Origin of the sequence: Arthrobacter sp. efr-133-R2A-63 (assembly GCF_030209795.1) — a bacterium.
GTDB classification, from domain to species: domain Bacteria; phylum Actinomycetota; class Actinomycetes; order Actinomycetales; family Micrococcaceae; genus Arthrobacter; species Arthrobacter bambusae_A.
Window position 1 is genome coordinate 35,805 of the sequence record NZ_JARVRG010000019.1, and the last position, 16,941, is coordinate 52,745.

17 protein-coding genes are annotated in these 16,941 nt (G+C 64.5%); 6 read left to right on the forward strand and 11 right to left on the reverse strand.

Annotated elements, in window-relative coordinates:
* Window positions 1-81: 81 nt before the first annotated feature.
* Entirely contained in the window at window positions 82-984 is a 903-nt protein-coding gene (locus QRN45_RS10040; RefSeq protein ID WP_284763208.1) for a helix-turn-helix transcriptional regulator, read from the reverse strand.
* Window positions 985-1,148: 164 nt separating this feature from the next.
* Here QRN45_RS10040 and QRN45_RS10045 point away from each other — a divergent pair, with 164 nt between their 5' ends.
* The 5 genes from QRN45_RS10045 to QRN45_RS10065 are packed head-to-tail and all read left to right on the forward strand — an operon-like array spanning window position 1,149 to window position 5,924.
* The gene (locus tag QRN45_RS10045) at window positions 1,149-1,994 is read left to right on the forward strand and encodes an aldo/keto reductase (protein ID WP_284763209.1); all 846 of its coding nucleotides are present in this window, start codon (window positions 1,149-1,151) and stop codon (window positions 1,992-1,994) included.
* 29 nt (window positions 1,995-2,023) lie between these two features.
* Window positions 2,024-2,995, forward strand: a complete 972-nt coding sequence (locus QRN45_RS10050) for an aldo/keto reductase (protein WP_284763211.1) — start codon at window positions 2,024-2,026, stop codon at window positions 2,993-2,995.
* Window positions 2,989-3,996 (forward strand): NAD-dependent epimerase/dehydratase family protein, encoded by a 1,008-nt coding sequence (locus tag QRN45_RS10055; protein ID WP_284763213.1) that lies wholly within the window; start codon window positions 2,989-2,991, stop codon window positions 3,994-3,996. Before QRN45_RS10050 ends, QRN45_RS10055 begins: the two co-directional genes overlap by 7 nt.
* A gap of 19 nt (window positions 3,997-4,015) precedes the next feature.
* Window positions 4,016-4,846, forward strand: a complete 831-nt coding sequence (locus QRN45_RS10060) for an aldo/keto reductase (RefSeq protein WP_241707183.1) — start codon at window positions 4,016-4,018, stop codon at window positions 4,844-4,846.
* Window positions 4,847-4,853: 7 nt separating this feature from the next.
* A complete protein-coding gene (locus QRN45_RS10065) occupies window positions 4,854-5,924 on the forward strand; it encodes a lactonase family protein (RefSeq protein ID WP_241707182.1) in 1,071 nt (356 codons plus the stop codon).
* A gap of 76 nt (window positions 5,925-6,000) precedes the next feature.
* Here the strand turns inward: QRN45_RS10065 and malQ are convergent, their stop codons facing one another.
* Complete coding sequence (gene malQ, locus QRN45_RS10070; RefSeq protein WP_413542296.1) at window positions 6,001-8,193, reverse strand: 4-alpha-glucanotransferase; 2,193 nt, start codon at window positions 8,191-8,193, stop codon at window positions 6,001-6,003.
* Between the two features lie 323 nt (window positions 8,194-8,516).
* Here malQ and QRN45_RS10075 point away from each other — a divergent pair, with 323 nt between their 5' ends.
* On the forward strand, window positions 8,517-9,539 hold the full coding sequence (locus QRN45_RS10075; RefSeq protein ID WP_241707181.1) for a PHP domain-containing protein: 1,023 nt from the start codon (window positions 8,517-8,519) through the stop codon (window positions 9,537-9,539).
* A gap of 195 nt (window positions 9,540-9,734) precedes the next feature.
* On the opposite strand, the gene QRN45_RS10080 is transcribed toward QRN45_RS10075, so the two are convergent.
* From QRN45_RS10080 to QRN45_RS10120, 9 genes are all read right to left on the reverse strand, one after another.
* Entirely contained in the window at window positions 9,735-10,790 is a 1,056-nt protein-coding gene (locus QRN45_RS10080; RefSeq protein WP_241707180.1) for a HoxN/HupN/NixA family nickel/cobalt transporter, read from the reverse strand.
* The gene (locus QRN45_RS10085) at window positions 10,790-11,770 is read right to left on the reverse strand and encodes an urease accessory protein UreD (protein WP_502870707.1); all 981 of its coding nucleotides are present in this window, start codon (window positions 11,768-11,770) and stop codon (window positions 10,790-10,792) included. The genes QRN45_RS10080 and QRN45_RS10085 overlap by 1 nt, the downstream gene beginning before the upstream one ends.
* Window positions 11,767-12,384, reverse strand: a complete 618-nt coding sequence (ureG, locus tag QRN45_RS10090) for an urease accessory protein UreG (protein ID WP_284763214.1) — start codon at window positions 12,382-12,384, stop codon at window positions 11,767-11,769. The genes QRN45_RS10085 and ureG overlap by 4 nt, the downstream gene beginning before the upstream one ends.
* A 16-nt stretch (window positions 12,385-12,400) precedes the next feature.
* Window positions 12,401-13,069 carry an urease accessory protein UreF gene (locus QRN45_RS10095; RefSeq protein WP_284763215.1) on the reverse strand — a complete coding sequence of 223 codons (669 nt, stop codon included), beginning with the start codon at window positions 13,067-13,069 and terminating at the stop codon, window positions 12,401-12,403.
* A 57-nt stretch (window positions 13,070-13,126) separates the two neighbouring features.
* Window positions 13,127-13,606 (reverse strand): urease accessory protein UreE, encoded by a 480-nt coding sequence (gene ureE, locus QRN45_RS10100; RefSeq protein ID WP_284763216.1) that lies wholly within the window; start codon window positions 13,604-13,606, stop codon window positions 13,127-13,129.
* Between the two features lie 19 nt (window positions 13,607-13,625).
* Window positions 13,626-15,371, reverse strand: a complete 1,746-nt coding sequence (ureC, locus tag QRN45_RS10105) for an urease subunit alpha (protein ID WP_284763217.1) — start codon at window positions 15,369-15,371, stop codon at window positions 13,626-13,628.
* Entirely contained in the window at window positions 15,368-15,772 is a 405-nt protein-coding gene (locus tag QRN45_RS10110) for an urease subunit beta (protein ID WP_241707176.1), read from the reverse strand. The genes ureC and QRN45_RS10110 overlap by 4 nt, the downstream gene beginning before the upstream one ends.
* A 9-nt stretch (window positions 15,773-15,781) precedes the next feature.
* Window positions 15,782-16,084 carry an urease subunit gamma gene (locus QRN45_RS10115; protein WP_078106942.1) on the reverse strand — a complete coding sequence of 101 codons (303 nt, stop codon included), beginning with the start codon at window positions 16,082-16,084 and terminating at the stop codon, window positions 15,782-15,784.
* A gap of 205 nt (window positions 16,085-16,289) precedes the next feature.
* Window positions 16,290-16,898, reverse strand: coding sequence for a DedA family protein (locus QRN45_RS10120; protein WP_264637178.1), 609 nt, complete (start codon window positions 16,896-16,898; stop codon window positions 16,290-16,292).
* Between the last annotated feature and the right edge of the window lie 43 nt (window positions 16,899-16,941).

Consider the following 16,941-nt stretch of genomic DNA (forward strand, 5'->3'; position numbering starts at 1 on the left):
CCAATGGGCACATAGACAAAATCACGCCGATTCACTATGCAGCAGCACAGTGACGTGGAGCACTTTTGGTTGAAACCCGTTTCAGCTCTCGTCCATAGCGTGGCGTTCGGACAGCTCCGCGCTCGTCGTCGTTCCCGCACCAAACGCCGTTCCAGCACCGTAACTGCCCAGCAACTTCAGGGCATCGTCCGACGGCGAACCCGCCTTCGCGGAGTAGACCCGCAGGACCTGGTCCGGGTCCTCCGGCAGGGCCAGGTTCTCGAAATTCAGTTCCAGGTCCCCCACCGTGGGGTGGTGCAGGCGGACCGTGCCGGCCGAGCGTGCCGCGACTCGATGCCCTGCCCACCATTGACGGAAATGTTCGCTGTTCACTGCCAGTTCGCCTACGAGCTGGTTGGCTTGGGGGTCGTCGGGGTGCCGCCCGGTATCCGCCCGCAGGGAACCGGCGGCTTCTGCGGCGACCGTCTTCCAGTCCCGGAACAGTTCGCGTGCGTGGGGGTCCAGGATCAACCAACGCGTGAGGTTCCGCTCAGCGGGCGGCATGGACGGGAAGTCGGCAAACAACAGGACTGCCATGCGATTGGCTCCGAGCACGTCGCTGCGCCGACCAAGCAAAAGCGCCGGAACGTCGCCCACGGCGTCCAGAAGTTGGCGCAAGGCCGGCCGCACCCGTGGTGCGGGAGTCGGCACCTTGGCAGTCGACGCGCAGTGCTCCAGCAGGTCCATCATGTGGGTGTGCTCGCTTGAATCCAGGCGAAGTGCCCTCGACACCGATTCAAGGACTGCCCGGGACGGATGGATGTGGCGCCCCTGTTCGAGCCGCGTGTAGTAGTCCGTGCTGACGTCGGCCAAGCGCGCAATCTCTTCCCTGCGCAGCCCGGGAACCCGGCGCGCGCCGGACGCTTCCGGCAACCCTGCATCCTCCGGCGACATCCGGGCACGCATGGCTTTGAGGAACTTTCCGAACTCGGCGCTTTGACCCATGTCCCTATTCTTCCTTCCGGAGGGCCCTGTTTCTACGGCCAAGGTAGGACTGCGAGTCCTAGGAAAAACAGGGGGCGTCAAAACTACTGCTTGTTGTGCCGAAACTGCATAGGCTCGAAAAAGCCAGCCAGGCAATCCACCCACCAGCGGCGAAAGGGCCGGACATGTCCAACGCTCAGAATTCCACCGTTCCCGGGCTCGTCCTGAATAACTCGGTCACCATCCCCCAGCTCGGCTTCGGCGTCTTCCAGGTCCCGCCTGCCGAGACCCAGAAGGCCGTCGAGGACGCCCTTGAAGCCGGGTACCGGCACATCGACACCGCCGCGGCGTACCGGAACGAAGCCGGCGTCGGCGCGGCAATCAAGGCTTCCGGCATCGCCCGGGAAGAACTCTTCATCACCACCAAACTCCGCAATGGCGAGCAAGGCCGTGCCGCGGCGGCATTCAACCACAGCCGCCGCGAACTCGGCCTCGACGTCATCGACCTCTACCTGATCCACTGGCCCGTGCCGTCCCAGGGCCTGTTCGTGGACGCGTGGAAGGCCCTGGAAAAGATCCATGCCGACGGCGGCGCCCAGGCAATCGGGGTGTCCAACTTCCTGCCCGAACACCTCGATACTCTCCTGGCATCGGCCGACGTCGTTCCCGCCGTCAACCAGATCGAACTGCACCCGACCTTCCAACAGCGGGAACTGGCCGCGAAGAGCCGCTCCTACGGAATCGCCGTCGAGGCCTACAGCCCGCTGGGGCAGGGAGCAGACCTTGGGTCGGCAACAGTCACCGAGCTTGCCGAAGCGCACGATGCCACCCCGGCCCAGATCGTGCTGGCCTGGCACCTCGGAACTGGCAACATCGTCATCCCCAAGTCCGTCCACCCGGAACGGATACGCCAGAACATCGCGGCGGCGGCGCTGCAGCTTTCCCCCGAGGAATTGGCGGCCATCAGCGCGCTCGACGGCGGTGCCCGCCTCGGCGCCGACCCCGCCGTCGCGTCCTTCAGCCAGATGTAAACCCACCACAGCGTAAGGAAACCTAAACCATGCAGTACACCCACTTGGGCCGCTCAGGCCTCAGCGTCTCCCGCCTGTGCCTCGGAACCATGAACTTCGGCCCTCAGACCGAGGAATCGGCAGCGCACTCCATCATGGATTCCGCGCTGGACTCCGGCATCAACTTTTTCGACACCGCCAACGTCTACGGCGGCACGCAGCACCGGGGATGGACCGAGGAAATCCTGGGCCGCTGGTTCGCCAAGGGCGGCGAGCGCCGCGAGCGCGTCGTCCTGGCCACCAAGCTCTACGGAACCATGACGGACCGCCCCAACGAGTCCAAGCTCTCCGCCCTCAACATCCGGCGCGCCTTGGACGCAAGCCTCAAGCGCCTTCAGACGGACTACATCGACGTCTACCAGTTCCATCACGTGGACCGGAACACGCCGTGGGACGAGATCTGGCAGGCCATCGAGGTTGCTGTGCAGCAGGGCAAGATCCTGTACTCCGGAAGCAGCAACTTCGCTGGCTGGCATATCGCCCAGGCCCAGGAGGCTGCCGCACGGCGCAGCTACAACGGACTCGTGAGCGAGCAGTCGATCTACAACCTGCTCACGCGGAACGTCGAACTGGAAGTCATCCCGGCCGCCCGGCAATACGGCCTCGGGTTGATCCCGTGGTCGCCTCTACACGGCGGCCTTCTGGGCGGCGTGCTGAAGAAGGAGCGCGACGGCGTCCGTCGCCTTGAGGGCCGCGCGGCCGAAACGCTGAAGAAGCACGAAGACCAGATCCGCCAGTACGAGGACTTCGCCGACGATCTCGGCCAGGAACCCGGCGACGTCGGCTTGGCCTGGTTGCTGCACCAACCGGCCGTGACCGCACCGATCGTGGGTCCACGCACGCAAGAGCAACTGGATGCCGCCATCAGGGCTTTGGATGTCACCCTCGACGCCGATGCCCTCAAGCGGCTCGACGACATCTTCCCGGGCCACCGGACGGCGCCCGAGGACTACGCGTGGTGACGTCGGCACCGTTGCGCCTGCTGTTCATCGGCGGGACCGGGACCATCAGCGCGGCGGCGGCGGAGCGCGCCGTCGCGCTGGGCCACCGGCTCACCATTCTCAATCGCGGACTGAGCTCGGAACGGCCGGCTCCCCCGGGCACGGAACTGCTCCAGGCAGATATCCGCAACCCCGCCGAGGTGGCGGGGTTGCTGAGCGGCCGCGAGTTCGACGCCGTCGCGGACTTCATCTCCTTCACGCCGGAGCATGTGGCCACCGCCGTGGAGTTGTTCCGCGGCCGGACCGGCCAGTACGTGTTCATCAGTTCAGCGTCGGCCTACCAGAAGCCGCCCGCGCACTTGCCGATCCTCGAGTCGACCCCGCTCAGGAACCCGTTCTGGAAGTACTCGCAGGACAAGATCGCGTGCGAAGACCTGCTAGTCCGGGCCTACCGCGACGAGGGATTCCCCGTCACCATCGTTCGGCCCTCGCACACTTATGACCGCACGCGGATCGCCCTCCTGGGCGGCTGGACGGACATCCATCGGATGCGGGAAGGCCTGCCTGTGGTAGTCCACGGCGACGGTACCTCGCTGTGGACCCTCACCCATGCAGATGACTTTGCTGTCGCTTTCGTTGGTCTCCTTGGCCGGCCGCAGGCTGTGGGTGAAAGCTATACCATTACCTCGGACGAGGCACTCCCGTGGGACCAGGTCTACCGGCTCTTCGCCACCGCGGCAGCGGCGCCGGAACCCGAACTGGTGCACATCGCCTCGGACACCATTGCCGCGCACTCCCCGGAGCTAGGCCCCGGGCTTCTCGGGGACAGGTCGCATTCCGTGGTCTTCGACAACACCAAGATCAAGACCCTGGTGCCCTGGTATCGGGCAGAAATTCCCTTCGCCGCGGGCGCACGGGAGATCGTCCGGTGGCATGATGAACATCCAGGCATCAAGCACGTGGACCAGGACTTCATGAAACTCAGCGATCAACTGGTCCAATGGGCGCGGAGGCCGATCTAGCAACCGAAAGGACAGGACCATGGCACTTGCTCCGACCGTCAGGCTCAATGACGGTAATGCCATTCCGCAGATCGGCCTCGGAACCTGGCCGCTCGACGACGCCCAGGTCGCCGCGGCGGTGGTGTCCGCCGTCGGGCTTGGCTACCGGCACGTCGACACGGCGTACCGCTACGGTAACGAGGCCGGCGTCGGGCAGGGCGTGCGGGATTGCGGCCTCCCGCGCGAGGAACTGTTCATCACCACCAAACTGGACGGCACGCATCAAGGCCGCGATCGTGCCGTCGAGGGGCTCGAGGGATCCCTCAAGCGGCTCGGACTGGACTACGTGGACCTCTTGTTGATCCATTGGCCGCTCCCCCAACGGAATGAATTCGTGTCCACTTGGGAGACTTTCGAGCGGCTCCAGGCTGAGGGGAAGGTGCGATCGATCGGCGTGTCCAACTTCAAGCCCTCGCATCTCGAGCGGCTCCTCGAGGAAACATCGGTGGTGCCGGCCGTCAACCAGATCCAGATCTCGCCGTCCATTACCCGGATCAACGAGCGGGCATTCAATGGCAGCCATGGCATCGCCACGGAATCGTATAGTCCGTTGGGGGCCGGCCGCGATCTCCTGAACGCGCCGGTGTTGGCCGCGATCGGGAAGAAACACGGAAAGACTCCGGGTCAGGTGGTGCTGCGCTGGCACGTCCAGGAAGGGCTCGTTGCCATCCCGAAGTCCGCCAATCCGCTGCGCATGAAGGAAAACCTGGACGTTTTCGACTTCACTTTGGATCACGACGATCTGTCCGCGATCGCTACTTTGGACGCGGGTGCCGATGCCGGAGTCGACTCGGACGTACAGGGACACTGAGGACGGCATGGCAGAGGACATCGAGGGAACGCTCATCTGGACAGGTGCGTACACCGTGGACAGCGACGGGATCGGAACGGGCATTGGGGCGGTTTCGGCCCGGGGAGGTGGCCACCTGAGTTGGCTCGGCACTGCCGTCGAAGCACCGTCGCCGTCGTTCCTTGCCGTTCACCCCGCGCTGCCCGTGGTCTATGCGGTAGCCGAGGCCGCCCAGACGGTCCGGGCATACCGGCAGGCGGGGCCCTTCGTCCTTGAACCCTTGGGCGAGGCCTGGCCGGCTGGGTCTGCGGCCTGCCACGTCGCCGTCGACCCTTCCGCCCGTTTCATCGTGGTCAACTGTTGGGGCGACGGCAACGTGCTGCTGTACGGGCTCGACGACGACGGCGGCATCACCTCGCGCTTTGCCGCGCCGCCGGCGAAGGACCCGTACGCCGGCGTCGACGGAGGCATCGACATCGCCACAGGCGGCCCCAGGGTGAGCCGCGCCCACGCAAGCCTCATGCTCGAGGACGGCCGGATCATGACCACCGACCTCGGGTTCGACCTTGTGCGGGTGTGGAACTACTTCCCGGACAGCGGCCTGCTCCCGGACCACCAGGTGGCCCTCCCCATGGGCAGCGGTCCGCGGCACTTGGTCCAGCACCCCTCTGCCGACGCCGTGTTCGTCCTGACCGAATATTCCATCGAGGTCGCAGTGCTCTTGCCCGGCGGGGACGGCCGCTTTGCGCTCCACCATCGCGGTCCTGCGACGGCGGGTGGATCCGCGGACGGCGACGCAGCAGCGGAAATCGCGCTGTCCCCGGACAATCGCTTCGTCTACGCGGGCATCCGCGGCTCGAACCGGATCTCGGTACTCGCCGTCGAAGGCAGCGGAACCCGGCTCCGGCCCGTGGCGGACGTGCCCAGTGGTGGTGACTGGCCCCGACACCACCTGGTCCGCGACGGCTGGCTCCACGTGGCACACGAGCGATCCAACCAAGTCACAACCTTGGCCTTGGACCGTGCCACGGGCATCCCGGGCGAAGTCCTCGAGCAGCTGAGCGTAGGTTCACCCACCGCTTTGGTCATCGCGACCTGAGTTCACCCATCCATGCGTGAGATCTCGGCGTTTTCGCGACCCGAAAGAGGCGAGATCTCACGCCTCGATGCGGTGCCTAACCCCGCACAGCCTCGTCCACGGCAGCCAGCAGGGAGTTGAACCGCGGGTTGGCATCAAGGTCATCAATCAGTACCGCGCGGCCGTGGTCGTCGGCCAGCGGCACTTGCCAGTTGGGGTAGACCTCCGACGTCGTTCCCGGCTGGTTCTGCACGCGCCTTTCGCCCACGGCATCCACCAACGCAACGCCCAACAGGACTGAGGGCGCGAGGGCCAGCAAGCGGTGGAGCGCCTCAATGACTTGCTCTTCGCCCAGCGCTTTTCCGTCGGCCGGCAAGAGGCCCTTTTCCTGCAGCAACCCCATCATCTTGTCCAGGCCGGCCTCGTGCTCGGCCCGTTCCTCGGCCACGCTTCGTTCGAGCAAACCCAGTTTGCTCCGGAGTTCCACGTGATCGCCGGCGAGGTACCCGGCAGTCGGCGGGAGGTCGTGGGTGTTGACGCTTGCGAGGGCCCTCGTTCGGTACCGTTCGGGCGGGAGAGGCGAGTCGCCGTCGTACTCGAACCAGAGGATCGACGTGCCCAGGATGCCGCGGGCCGCAAGGTAGTCCCTCACCCACGGCTCGAAAACGCCCAAGTCTTCGCCGATGACCACCGCGCCCGCGCGGTGCGCTTCCAGAGCGAGGATGCCGATGAGGGCCTCGTGGTCATAGCGGACGTAGGCGCCGTCGCGGGCGGAGTTGCCAGCGGGCACCCACCACAAACGGAACAGCCCCAGGATGTGGTCCACACGGATTCCGCCGGCATGGCGGAGGACGGTGGAGAGCATCGCGCGCAGCGGCGCGTAGCCCGCCTCGGCCAAGCGGACCGGGTGCCATGGCGGCTGGTTCCAGTTCTGGCCCAACTGGTTGTACATGTCCGGCGGTGCGCCCACACTGACGCCCGGCGCGAAGCTGCTGCGCAGGGTCCAGGCGTCGGCGCTGCTCAGGTCCGCCCCGACAGCGAGATCGTGCACGACTCCCAGCCTCATGCCGGATCGCTTCGCCGCGGCCTGGGCCGACTCGAGCTGCTCATCGCAGATCCACTGCAGCCAGCGGTGGAAACCAATCCGATCGGCCAAGGCCTGCCGCATCGCCTCAACCTCGGGCGAGCCAAGGGTGGCCTCGGGTTCCTGCCAGAAGGGGTCGTCCGGCGAGCGGTCCTCGCGGATGGCGCACCAAAGGGCGAAATCGTCCAGGCCCGCACCGGACTCCCGGCAGAACTCCTCGAAGGCGCGCTGCCGGGCAGGAGAAAGCTTGACGGTGTGAAGGAGTTCCAGTGCAGCGAGCTTCGCGGCGAAGATCTGGTCCCGGTCCAGCCGTTCCGCGTCCTTGTTGAGCGCGTGGACGTCATCCAACAACCGGTCCACCGTGGCGCGCTTGCGGGGCTTTACATATGCCAATTCGGGAATTGCTTCAATGCGAATATAAATGGGGTTGAAGAACCGCCTGGTGGACGGAGAATACGGCGACGCTTGAACCGGAGGCACAGGGTCCGCGGCGTGCAGCGGATTCACCAGGATGTAGTCGGCCCCGCGCGCCCCGGCCAAGGACGCCAGATCAGCCAAGTCCGCGAAGTCCCCGATACCCCATGAGCGCTTCGAGCGCACCGAGTACAGCTGCGTGGCGAGTCCCCAGCCCCGCCGCTCTTCCAGCTGTGCTGCCGTCTGCAACGTGGCCGGAACCACGGCCAGCGCCGCGGTGGCCGTCACGCCGTCGGACTCGGCCGTGAGCGAGTGCCAGCCGAGCGGCAACCCGGCGGGCACCTCAAACGTGGCACGGCCTGTGGGCACTCCATCCACGTCGCGCGAGGGCGCCCAATCCTCCTGCTGGGTGGCTTCGCGTTCCGTTCCGTCCTCGAGCGAGATCGACAGCCGGGCCGGCGAACCGTCGCGGACGTGGACGTGCACAGCCGCGGTCGTTCCCTCTTGGACGACGACGGCGGGCGGCAGCATCCGCCGCCACGGCGCCACTTCTGCGTCCACGAGGGCCGCCTCGATCTGCTCGTTGGAATGGGCCGTAACCCCGAGGGCGCCCAGCACTTGAATCAACGTGGTGGGCGAAACGTCGTGTTGCAGCCCATCCCAGCCATGGAACGACGTCCCGACGCCGTGAGCATCCGCGAGCCGGTGAAGCAGGTCCTCGTCAGTGGCGGGGTTCATAGCGATGGGCTTCGCCGTGGTGTCGGTGTCCTGCTGGATGGGGGTGTTGGTCATGTCCGCCTCGTCTGCGATGTGATTCGTCCGAACGTTCATACCGCCCCGCGTGCAACTCGAGCGAGGCAACTGGTTCCGATTATTGCAGGGCAGTGCGGGCCGTCCCAGTAATTCCGGCAGCATGACGCCCCACCCCGGGACGCCCGCTCACATATACGCCCCCAAACCCAGACCCCCGCTCACCTCATGTGAGCGAGCGTCGGTCGTGGAACCGACATAGGTGAGCGAGCGTCTGAAATCTCAAACGCTCGCTCACCTATCGGCACCCGAATCCAAACCCTCGCTCACCTACGTCTGGGCGCGGTGTGGTACATGATTGAGCCATGGACGCCATCGACGCGCTCAACGAAACCGCCTTCTGGCTGGAACGGGAACTGGCGGACAGCTTCAAGGTCCAGGCCTTCCGCCGGGCCGCGGGCGTCATCGCCGGCCTGAGCCAAGAGGAACTGGCTGCCCGGGTCAAAGATGGCCGCCTCAAGCGGACCAAGGGAATCGGCAGCCGGACCTTCGAGGTGATCAGCCAAGCCCTGAGCGGCGCTGTTCCTGACTACCTCGAGAATCTCCGCCGTCGTGGCGCCGAGCCCTTGGTCAACGGTGGGCACGAGCTAAACGCCGAGCTCCGGGGTGATCTGCACAGCCATAGCAACTGGTCCGACGGCGGCTCGCCGATAGAGGTCATGGTGACCGCTGCGAATATTCTCGGACGGGAATATCTCGCTTTGACCGATCATTCCCCCAATCTCACCATCGCCAACGGACTCAGCCCCGAGCGTTTGATGGAGCAGCTCACGGTCGTGGATGGGATCAACAACGGGCAATCGTCCAGCTTTCGGCTATTAACCGGAATCGAAGTGGACATTCTTGAAGACGGCGAGTTGGATCAGTCCGCGGAACTGCTGAGCCAACTCGACGTTGTGGTGGCCAGTGTCCACTCGAAGCTCCGATCAGACAAACGGTCGATGACTCGACGCATGCTCGCCGCTATCGAAAACCCCCATACGAACGTCCTTGGTCACTGCACCGGCCGCTTGGTCAAAGGATCACGAGGAACACGGCCCCCATCGGAGTTCGACGCAGAAGAAATATTCGCGTCGTGCGCGGAACACTCAGTCGCGGTCGAGATCAACTCGCGGCCTGAACGCCAGGACCCGCCGGACGAATTGATTCGTATTGCCCTCGATGCCGGCTGCCTTTTCAGCATTGACAGTGACGCGCATGCCCCGGGCCAGCTCGATTTCCTGCAATATGGTGCCGAGCGCGCGGGAGCCAACGGCGTACCCGCCGATCGGATCATCACAACATGGCCGGTCGATCGGCTTCTCGAGTGGCTCCAGCCCAAGCCGTAGCCCGCCGTCGCCGCCAACTATTTAATGCCCGACGGCGACTTCCGCACCCAGTGCCGACCCCCGCCGTCGACCCCCGGCGATACAACTGCAGGAGGGTTGACAAAAATTGCCCCAAAAGAGAGCGAGCGTCGTCGATTTTCCCGGCATAAGAGAGCGGGCGTCGTCAGAATTCGGGTTATAAGTGAGCGGGCGTCGTCAGGGCTTCCCACGGAGCGCTGCGCGGACCCGGAACCGCACGGCTGCGACCACCCAAACGACGACGAATAGCCCAATCAGCACCAGCCCGGCGTCGCCGAGGTCTATTTCGCCCAACCACGTGGTGACCGGATCGCGCAGCCCGAAGGCCGCGTTGAGGAAACCACCCAGCGTGATGACCGAGATGAAGAGCGCCGAGAAGGCCGAGATGCCAGTGATGATCGCATTGAATCCAAGTTTGCGCCGGGGATCGTTGATAGCCGACTTGTACATACGCATCATGGCCACCCCGTTGACGGAATCGCAGAGGGTCATTGCCGCGGTGAAAGCCAGCGGTAGTGCCAGGAGGGCGAGCACGGACACTCCCGCAAGCGAGGCCGCCGTCGTAAGCACCAGCAGCCCGATGGTGGTGGCGGTGTCGAATCCGAGGCCGAACAAGAACCCGATCACGTAGATGCTCCGCGGACGCTGGACCTTGGACAGCGGCTTGGCCAGGAGGCGCGCGATGAACCCTTTGGTTTCGAGGTCGTCGACGGCGATCGCGCCACCGGCCTGGGCGGCGCGGTACAACTGCATCGTGCGAAGGAACGCAGACCCGTTGAAGATACCCATGGCCAGGAGGAAGATCCCGGAGACGCCGCTGCCGATCAGCCCCAGCACGAGGTGTCCGGTGGTGCCGTCCTCCATGAGCTGGCCCACGAGGCTGGCGCCGCCGACCACCATTACACCGGCCAGGATCACCACGGAGCTGTGGCCCAGGCTGAAGGCAAAGCCGACGCTTACTGGGTCCTTGCGTTGCGCCACGAATTTTCGCGTGGAATTGTCGATCGCGGCGATGTGGTCCCAGTCGTAACTGTGCTTGATGCCGGCCACATAGGCCGTCAGCACGAGGCCCAGCGCCAGCGGCTGCCCGCCACCGGCGCCACCCACCAACAGGAGCACAACGGCGCCAAGGTGCAGGAGGACGACGGAGCCGAACATGAACGCGAGGCGCGATTTCATCGGGAGGTGCTCACGCCGGCGGTACATCGAGGCAAGTTCCGCGAGTGACGTCATCAGTACTTCCTGAGGTTCATCGGGGCCCTGCCGTACCAGCGTTCGCGCAAGAGGCCGGTACAGGCGCCCAGCAATCGATTCAGTTCCTCGGTGCTGTTCGAAAGGGACCGCAGGACCAGGCCCGTTGTGCCCGCGATGCTCCGACTCAGGGACAAGCCGGAGTACGCGTCATACCCTGCCGTCAGCCGGTGCAGTTGATCGGCGAGCGCCTGATCAACCCGCGGATCCACCACAACGAGCGAACCCAGGTGGCTGTACCCCTCCATGAAGCCCAACCCGGTCACATCGCCCAGGGGCGGCCGGATCAGGAGGTTGTCGAGCGCGAGCAGCGCCGCGCCGTCGTCACCCTCCACCCGGATCTCGTTCCGGAGGCGCAGTTCCCGGTACTTGAAAGAAGCACCGTCCGGCGACCAGCCCGGAGTGATGACTTCCGCCATGACCAGGCTCGACGTCGGGCGCACAGTGATGCGCGTATTCTGCCGATAACTGGCCTCCCGGTAGGCGATGAGCTGGTCCGGAGCCAACTCCAGCTCCGCCCCCTCCCCCAGCCGGATTGTCATCCGCTGCTCGGCAAACGATTCCGGCGTCCGATAGATCTTCGTGGCCGACTGCGTCGTCAAGAGCAGAGAAGCCCCATCCTCGACCTCGACATCCACAACATAGAGATCCGCCCCCAAATACGCCCCGCCCGGATTGACCACGACATAACAAACCTGTCCCGACCCATCCAAGTAATGCGGCCTCAACACCCGCAAGGCACCCCGATGAAACTGCTGCACGGCCACGGACCGACCAGCACGCAAGGCGACCCGCAGGCTGAGCTCGCCCCGCGGCGAGTTGCTCGAAGAGGCGGCGAAGCCGGATTTGGGGGCCGCGGCGTGGCGGGCACCGCGAAGCGGGCACGGCCCCAAATCCGGCCGAGCCGCCGGAGGTGACCCATCCGCCGGTGAGAGCTCAGCCGCCGTAGCCGTCGTGCTCATGGGGCCAGGTCGAGCATCAGGACATCGTGCCGCATCCATGCGATGACCTTGTCGAGCCCTTCGTCGGTCTTCAGGTTGGTGAAGCAGAACGGCTTGTCGCCGCGGAATTCCTTGGAGTCCCGCTCCATCACTGACAGGTCTGCGCCGACGAACGGGGCGAGGTCGGTCTTGTTGATGATGAAGAGGTCCGACTTGATCATGCCTTGGCCGGCTTTGCGGGGTATTTTTTCGCCCTGTGCGACGTCGATGATGTAGATCGAGAAGTCCACGAGTTCGGGGCTGAACGTTGCGGAGAGGTTGTCGCCGCCGGATTCGACGAAGATGACCTGCAGGTCCGGGTGGCGTTTCTTGAGTTCCTCGATGGCGGCCGTGTTCATGGAGGTGTCTTCGCGGATGGCGGTGTGCGGGCAGCCGCCGGTTTCGACGCCAATGATGCGGTCCTCGGGCAGGATGCCGTTGGCCGCGAGGATTTTGGCGTCTTCGATCGTGTAGATGTCGTTGGTGATGGCGGCCATGGAGATTTCCCGGCTCATGTGGCGGGTCAGGCGCTCTACGAGCTGCGTTTTGCCGGCACCTACCGGGCCGCCGATGCCGATCTTGATGGGTTCAGACATGTGTCCTCCTTTGGTTCTAGCTCATGAACATGCGTGCACGTTGCCATTCGTGCCGCATTTGCGAAATTTCCAGGCCGGGGCTGACGGCTCCGAAGTCGTCCCAGCCGAGGTGCCGGGCATGTTCGACGGCGGCAGCGACGTCGTCGTGCGCTTTGCGCAGCAGCCGCTGCCCGGAGTTCTGGCCGAGCGGGATGGCGCGCACGGCGTTCTGGGTCAGGGAGGTGACCGCCGCGAAAAGGTAACCGGCCAGCGCTTCTTCGAACGGCACTCCTAGCGAGCGCGCGACGACGGCGAACGCCAGCGGCTGATGGCCGGCGGCCCGGCCCGTGGTCACCAGAGTCCGGTACGCCTCCAGCTCGGCCGACGGAAAGACTTCGGTCCCGATCTCGATCAGCCGCCCGCCCATTTTGGTACTGGCCTCCCGCAGCTGCCGAGGCAAGAGCTGGGCGCTCAAATGAGCATCCAACTCCCCCGCACTGACCCCTTCATAAAGGAACCGAATGCCCAAACCATCGGAATAAGTCAACTGCTGCCCCACAAACGCAGATAGCCAGGTGCCGAACGAGGCTTCGTCGTGAACCAACCCGCGGTCAATGTACGTCTCGAATCCAAGAGAATGCGCAAACGCCCCAGTAGGCAACGCGGAGTCAGTGAGCTGCTGCAACGCAAGCTGATAAGAAGTCATGCCACCCCCTCAAGGCGGGACGACAAAGCAGCTGGCCGAACGCGTCGGCGAACGGAATCAGTGTGTGTGTTCAGCATGGCGGAAAGGCACCGGCATGACGCGTTCCTGGCGGTCGTAAGGCACACCGACGTGCTTGAGGTAGTCCTCGACCGTGTGGTCGTACTGGCACACCATGACTTCGGCCCCGTACTCGGAAGACCCGTCGAAGAACTGGGCCTGGAGGTGCCGGTTGCCGAGGGAGTGCGCCACTACGCCCATTTCGTAGATGCTGCGGGCGGCGATGACCAGGACGTCGCTCGGCAGCACGGACACCACGATCAGGTTCGCGTCCTCGACAACGAGGATGTCGCCGTCGCGCAGGTCGCCGGATCCGGCCGGGAGGCGGATGCCGAGCTCTTTCCCGTGGTCCGTGGTGACGCGCTGGATTCGTTTGACCAGTCGGGCGCTGGGTAGGACGACCTTCTCCTTGTGGTGGCTGGCGTACTGTTCGGGGTCGGGCAGTTCGTGCAGGTTGCCGAGGATCTTTTCGATGATCATGTGTTTCTCCTCGGGCGATTTAGAAAAGGAAGTAGCGCTGGGCCATGGGCAGCACGTCGGAAGGCTCACAGGTGACGTCTTCGCCGTCGACCGTCACTTTGTAGGTTTCGGGGTCGACGGCGATATCGGGCGTCTCGCCGTTGAACTTCAGGTCCGCTTTGCGCAAGTTCCGGATGCCGGACACGGGCCGGATGACGCGTTCAAGGCCAAGCACTTCCGGTACACCGGCATCGATGGCGGCCTTCGACAGGAAAGTGATGGAGGACTGCTGCAACGCCTTGCCGTGGGTGGCGAACATCGGGCGCATGGTGCGCGGCTGCGGGGTGGGGATGGAGCCGTTGGAATCGCCCATGAGGGCGTAGGCAATCTGGCCGCCCTTGAGGACCAGTTCCGGCTTCACTCCGAAGAAGGCTGGATTCCAGAGGACGAGGTCGGCGAACTTGCCCACTTCCACGGAGCCGATGGAGTCCGCCATGCCCTGCGCGATGGCGGGGTTGATGGTGTATTTGGAGATGTAGCGCTTGATCCTGAAGTTGTCGCTTTCCCCGCCAAGGCCGTTTGCAGCGCCGTGGCTTGCACCTGACGGATCCTTGAGCACACCCCGCTGCCGCTTCATGGCGTCGGCCACTTGCCACGTGCGGATGACGACTTCGCCCACGCGGCCCATGGCCTGGGAATCCGAGGACGTCATGGAGAAGATACCCAAGTCCTGGAGCACGTCTTCGGCGGCGATGGTTTCGGCCCGGATGCGGGAATCGGCGAACGCCACGTCTTCCGGGATGTCCGGGTTGAGGTGGTGGCACACCATGAGCATGTCCAAGTGCTCTTCGATGGTGTTGCGCGTGTAGGGGAGCGTGGGATTGGTGGACGCCGGGAGCACATTGGTCAGTCCGGCGATCTTGATGATGTCCGGGGCGTGCCCGCCGCCCGCGCCTTCCGTGTGGAAAGTGTGGATTACGCGGCCGTCGATGGCCTTGATGGTGTCCTCCACGAATCCGCACTCGTTAAGGGTGTCGGTGTGGATGGCTACCTGGACGTCGTATTCGTCGGCTACGCGCAGGGACATGTCGATCGACGACGTCGTGGCGCCCCAGTCCTCATGGACTTTGAGGCCCACTGCTCCTGCGCGGATCTGTTCGGCGAGCGGCTCGATGGCGGACGCGTGGCCCTTGCCGAAGAGGCCGATATTGATCGGCAGCCCTTCCGCGGCTTGCAGCATCCGTGAAATGTGCCATTTGCCAGGCGTGATGGTGGTCGCCTTGGTGCCTTCTGCGGGCCCCGTGCCGCCGCCCACCATGGTGGTGATGCCGCTGCACAGGGCCGTGGGGACCTGGTCCGGGGAAATGTAGTGGATGTGGGTGTCGACGCCGCCTGCGGTGAGGATCTTGCCCTCTCCGGCGATCATCTCGGTGCTGGCCCCGATCACGATGTCCACGCCGTCGGCGATTTGGGGGTTGCCTGCCTTGCCGATCTTGAAGATGTGGCCGTCTTTGAGCGCCACGTCGGCCTTGTAGATTCCCGTGTAGTCGAGGACCACCACGTTCGAAATGACGGTGTCCGGGACGTCCTCATCCCGGGTCACTTGGCCGTTCTGCCCCATGCCGTCGCGGACCACCTTGCCTCCGCCGAACATGACCTCTTCGCCGTAGACCGTGTAGTCCTTCTCGATCTCAAGGAAAAGCTCGGTGTCCGCCAAGCGGATGGAATCGCCCGTCGTCGGGCCGTAGAGGTCTGCGTACTGCTTGCGCGAAATTTCGAAGCTCATTGGGCTGTCCCTTCCTTGCTGGCCCCGGGCCCTTCGGTGGCGGCAGACCCCCCGGTGGAAGCGGCAGCGCCGCCGTCGTTCTTTCCGGCGTCCGCGTCAAGGGGACCATTGACGGCGTTCCGCAGTCCGTAGACTTCGCGGCTGCCCGCAAGGGCCACGAGCCTGACGGTCTTGGAATCGCCTGGTTCGAAGCGCGCGGCCGTTCCCGCGGGGATGTCCAGCCGGCGGCCATAGGCGGCTTCGCGGTCGAAATCGAGCGCGGGGTTCGATTCGGCAAAGTGGTAATGCGAACCCACCTGGACGGGGCGGTCGCCACGGTTGACTACTTCGACGGCGATTGCCTCGCGTCCGCTGTTGCAAGCGATGGGCTCCGATTGGAGACGGTATTCACCGGGAATCATGTTGGCCTCCTAGCGGATCGGATCGTGGACGGTGACGAGCTTGGTGCCATCAGGGAAAGTCGCCTCGATCTGGACATCATGGATCATCTCGGGCACTCCCTCCATGACATCCTCACGGCGAAGCAGGGTGGTTCCGTAACTCATCAGTTCGGCAACGGTCTTGCCGTCCCGGGCGCCCTCGATCAGTTCGTAGCTGATGATCGCCACGGCTTCGGGGAAGTTGAGCTTTAGGCCGCGGGATTGCCGACGGCGGGCGAGGTCTGCCGCGACCACGATCATGAGCTTTTCCTGCTCACGGGGCAAAAGATGCATCGGTTCTCCTTAAAAGTTCTGTGCTGCGGAAGCGGACATCAGATCACTCGAGGCTCAGATAAAGCCGAGGACGTCGGGGCAGCTACTACGGTTATAACGCCAAACGTCAGACATATCCAGTTCGACCTTTCACCACCCCTCCCGAACGAATTGTGACCAGCCTAAAGCCCTGAGGTTTCGGCGGGATTTCCACGCTCCTGCGGCATCACGCCTTCTTGGCGCGGTGCCTCCTGAGCTGCCACACAAGCAGGATCGCCACTACGATTACTGCCACCACAGCCGCGGCGCCCCGGCCCACCACGCGCGCCACTTCTTCGTACGAATTTCCGGCCACATAGCCGAGCGTCACGAACAAGGACCCCCAGATAATGCCGCCGCTGAAGTTCCAGAACGCGAAGCGCCGGTAGGGCATGCGGCTGAGTCCTGCGAGCGCGGGCATGACGGCACGAAAGAAGGCGGTAAACCTGCCCAGGAGCACCGCTACGCCGCCTTTGTCTTTGAGGAAGTCTTCGGCCCTCTGCAATTGGGCGCGCCTCTTGTCCAGAATTTTCAGCGCCATCACCCGCGGGCCGAGGTGCTTGCCAATCTCGTAGCCCACGGTGTCTCCCGTGATCGCGGCAGTCACCACAATGAGGATCATGGCCCACAATTCGAAGAGCCCCCGGCTTGCAATCACGCCGCCGACCACCGCTGCCGTTTCACCGGGGATCACAAAACCCACAAAGATTGCATCCTCAGCGAACACGAGGGCAAAAACGATGCAGGCGATCACGAGCGGGCTGGTATTCAGGAGTCCGTCCAAAAGCGCTTGCATGAAGAACAGTCTGGCAGTTGAAGGCCCACTTGGGCAGGAAGCG

What these genes read in the sequence shown, in the direction of transcription:
- QRN45_RS10040 (WP_284763208.1), bottom strand. Translation starts at nt 984, where the DNA reads ATGGGTCAAAGCGCCGAGTTCGGAAAGTTCCTCAAAGCCATGCGTGCC.
- QRN45_RS10045 (WP_284763209.1), top strand. Translation starts at nt 1,149, where the DNA reads ATGTCCAACGCTCAGAATTCCACCGTTCCCGGGCTCGTCCTGAATAAC.
- QRN45_RS10050 (WP_284763211.1), top strand. Translation starts at nt 2,024, where the DNA reads ATGCAGTACACCCACTTGGGCCGCTCAGGCCTCAGCGTCTCCCGCCTG.
- QRN45_RS10060 (WP_241707183.1), top strand. Translation starts at nt 4,016, where the DNA reads ATGGCACTTGCTCCGACCGTCAGGCTCAATGACGGTAATGCCATTCCG.
- QRN45_RS10065 (WP_241707182.1), top strand. Translation starts at nt 4,854, where the DNA reads ATGGCAGAGGACATCGAGGGAACGCTCATCTGGACAGGTGCGTACACC.
- malQ (WP_413542296.1), bottom strand. Translation starts at nt 8,193, where the DNA reads ATGACCAACACCCCCATCCAGCAGGACACCGACACCACGGCGAAGCCC.
- QRN45_RS10075 (WP_241707181.1), top strand. Translation starts at nt 8,517, where the DNA reads ATGGACGCCATCGACGCGCTCAACGAAACCGCCTTCTGGCTGGAACGG.
- QRN45_RS10080 (WP_241707180.1), bottom strand. Translation starts at nt 10,790, where the DNA reads ATGACGTCACTCGCGGAACTTGCCTCGATGTACCGCCGGCGTGAGCAC.
- QRN45_RS10085 (WP_502870707.1), bottom strand. Translation starts at nt 11,770, where the DNA reads ATGAGCACGACGGCTACGGCGGCTGAGCTCTCACCGGCGGATGGGTCA.
- ureG (WP_284763214.1), bottom strand. Translation starts at nt 12,384, where the DNA reads ATGTCTGAACCCATCAAGATCGGCATCGGCGGCCCGGTAGGTGCCGGC.
- QRN45_RS10095 (WP_284763215.1), bottom strand. Translation starts at nt 13,069, where the DNA reads ATGACTTCTTATCAGCTTGCGTTGCAGCAGCTCACTGACTCCGCGTTG.
- ureE (WP_284763216.1), bottom strand. Translation starts at nt 13,606, where the DNA reads ATGATCATCGAAAAGATCCTCGGCAACCTGCACGAACTGCCCGACCCC.
- ureC (WP_284763217.1), bottom strand. Translation starts at nt 15,371, where the DNA reads ATGAGCTTCGAAATTTCGCGCAAGCAGTACGCAGACCTCTACGGCCCG.
- QRN45_RS10110 (WP_241707176.1), bottom strand. Translation starts at nt 15,772, where the DNA reads ATGATTCCCGGTGAATACCGTCTCCAATCGGAGCCCATCGCTTGCAAC.
- QRN45_RS10115 (WP_078106942.1), bottom strand. Translation starts at nt 16,084, where the DNA reads ATGCATCTTTTGCCCCGTGAGCAGGAAAAGCTCATGATCGTGGTCGCG.
- QRN45_RS10120 (WP_264637178.1), bottom strand. Translation starts at nt 16,898, where the DNA reads ATGCAAGCGCTTTTGGACGGACTCCTGAATACCAGCCCGCTCGTGATC.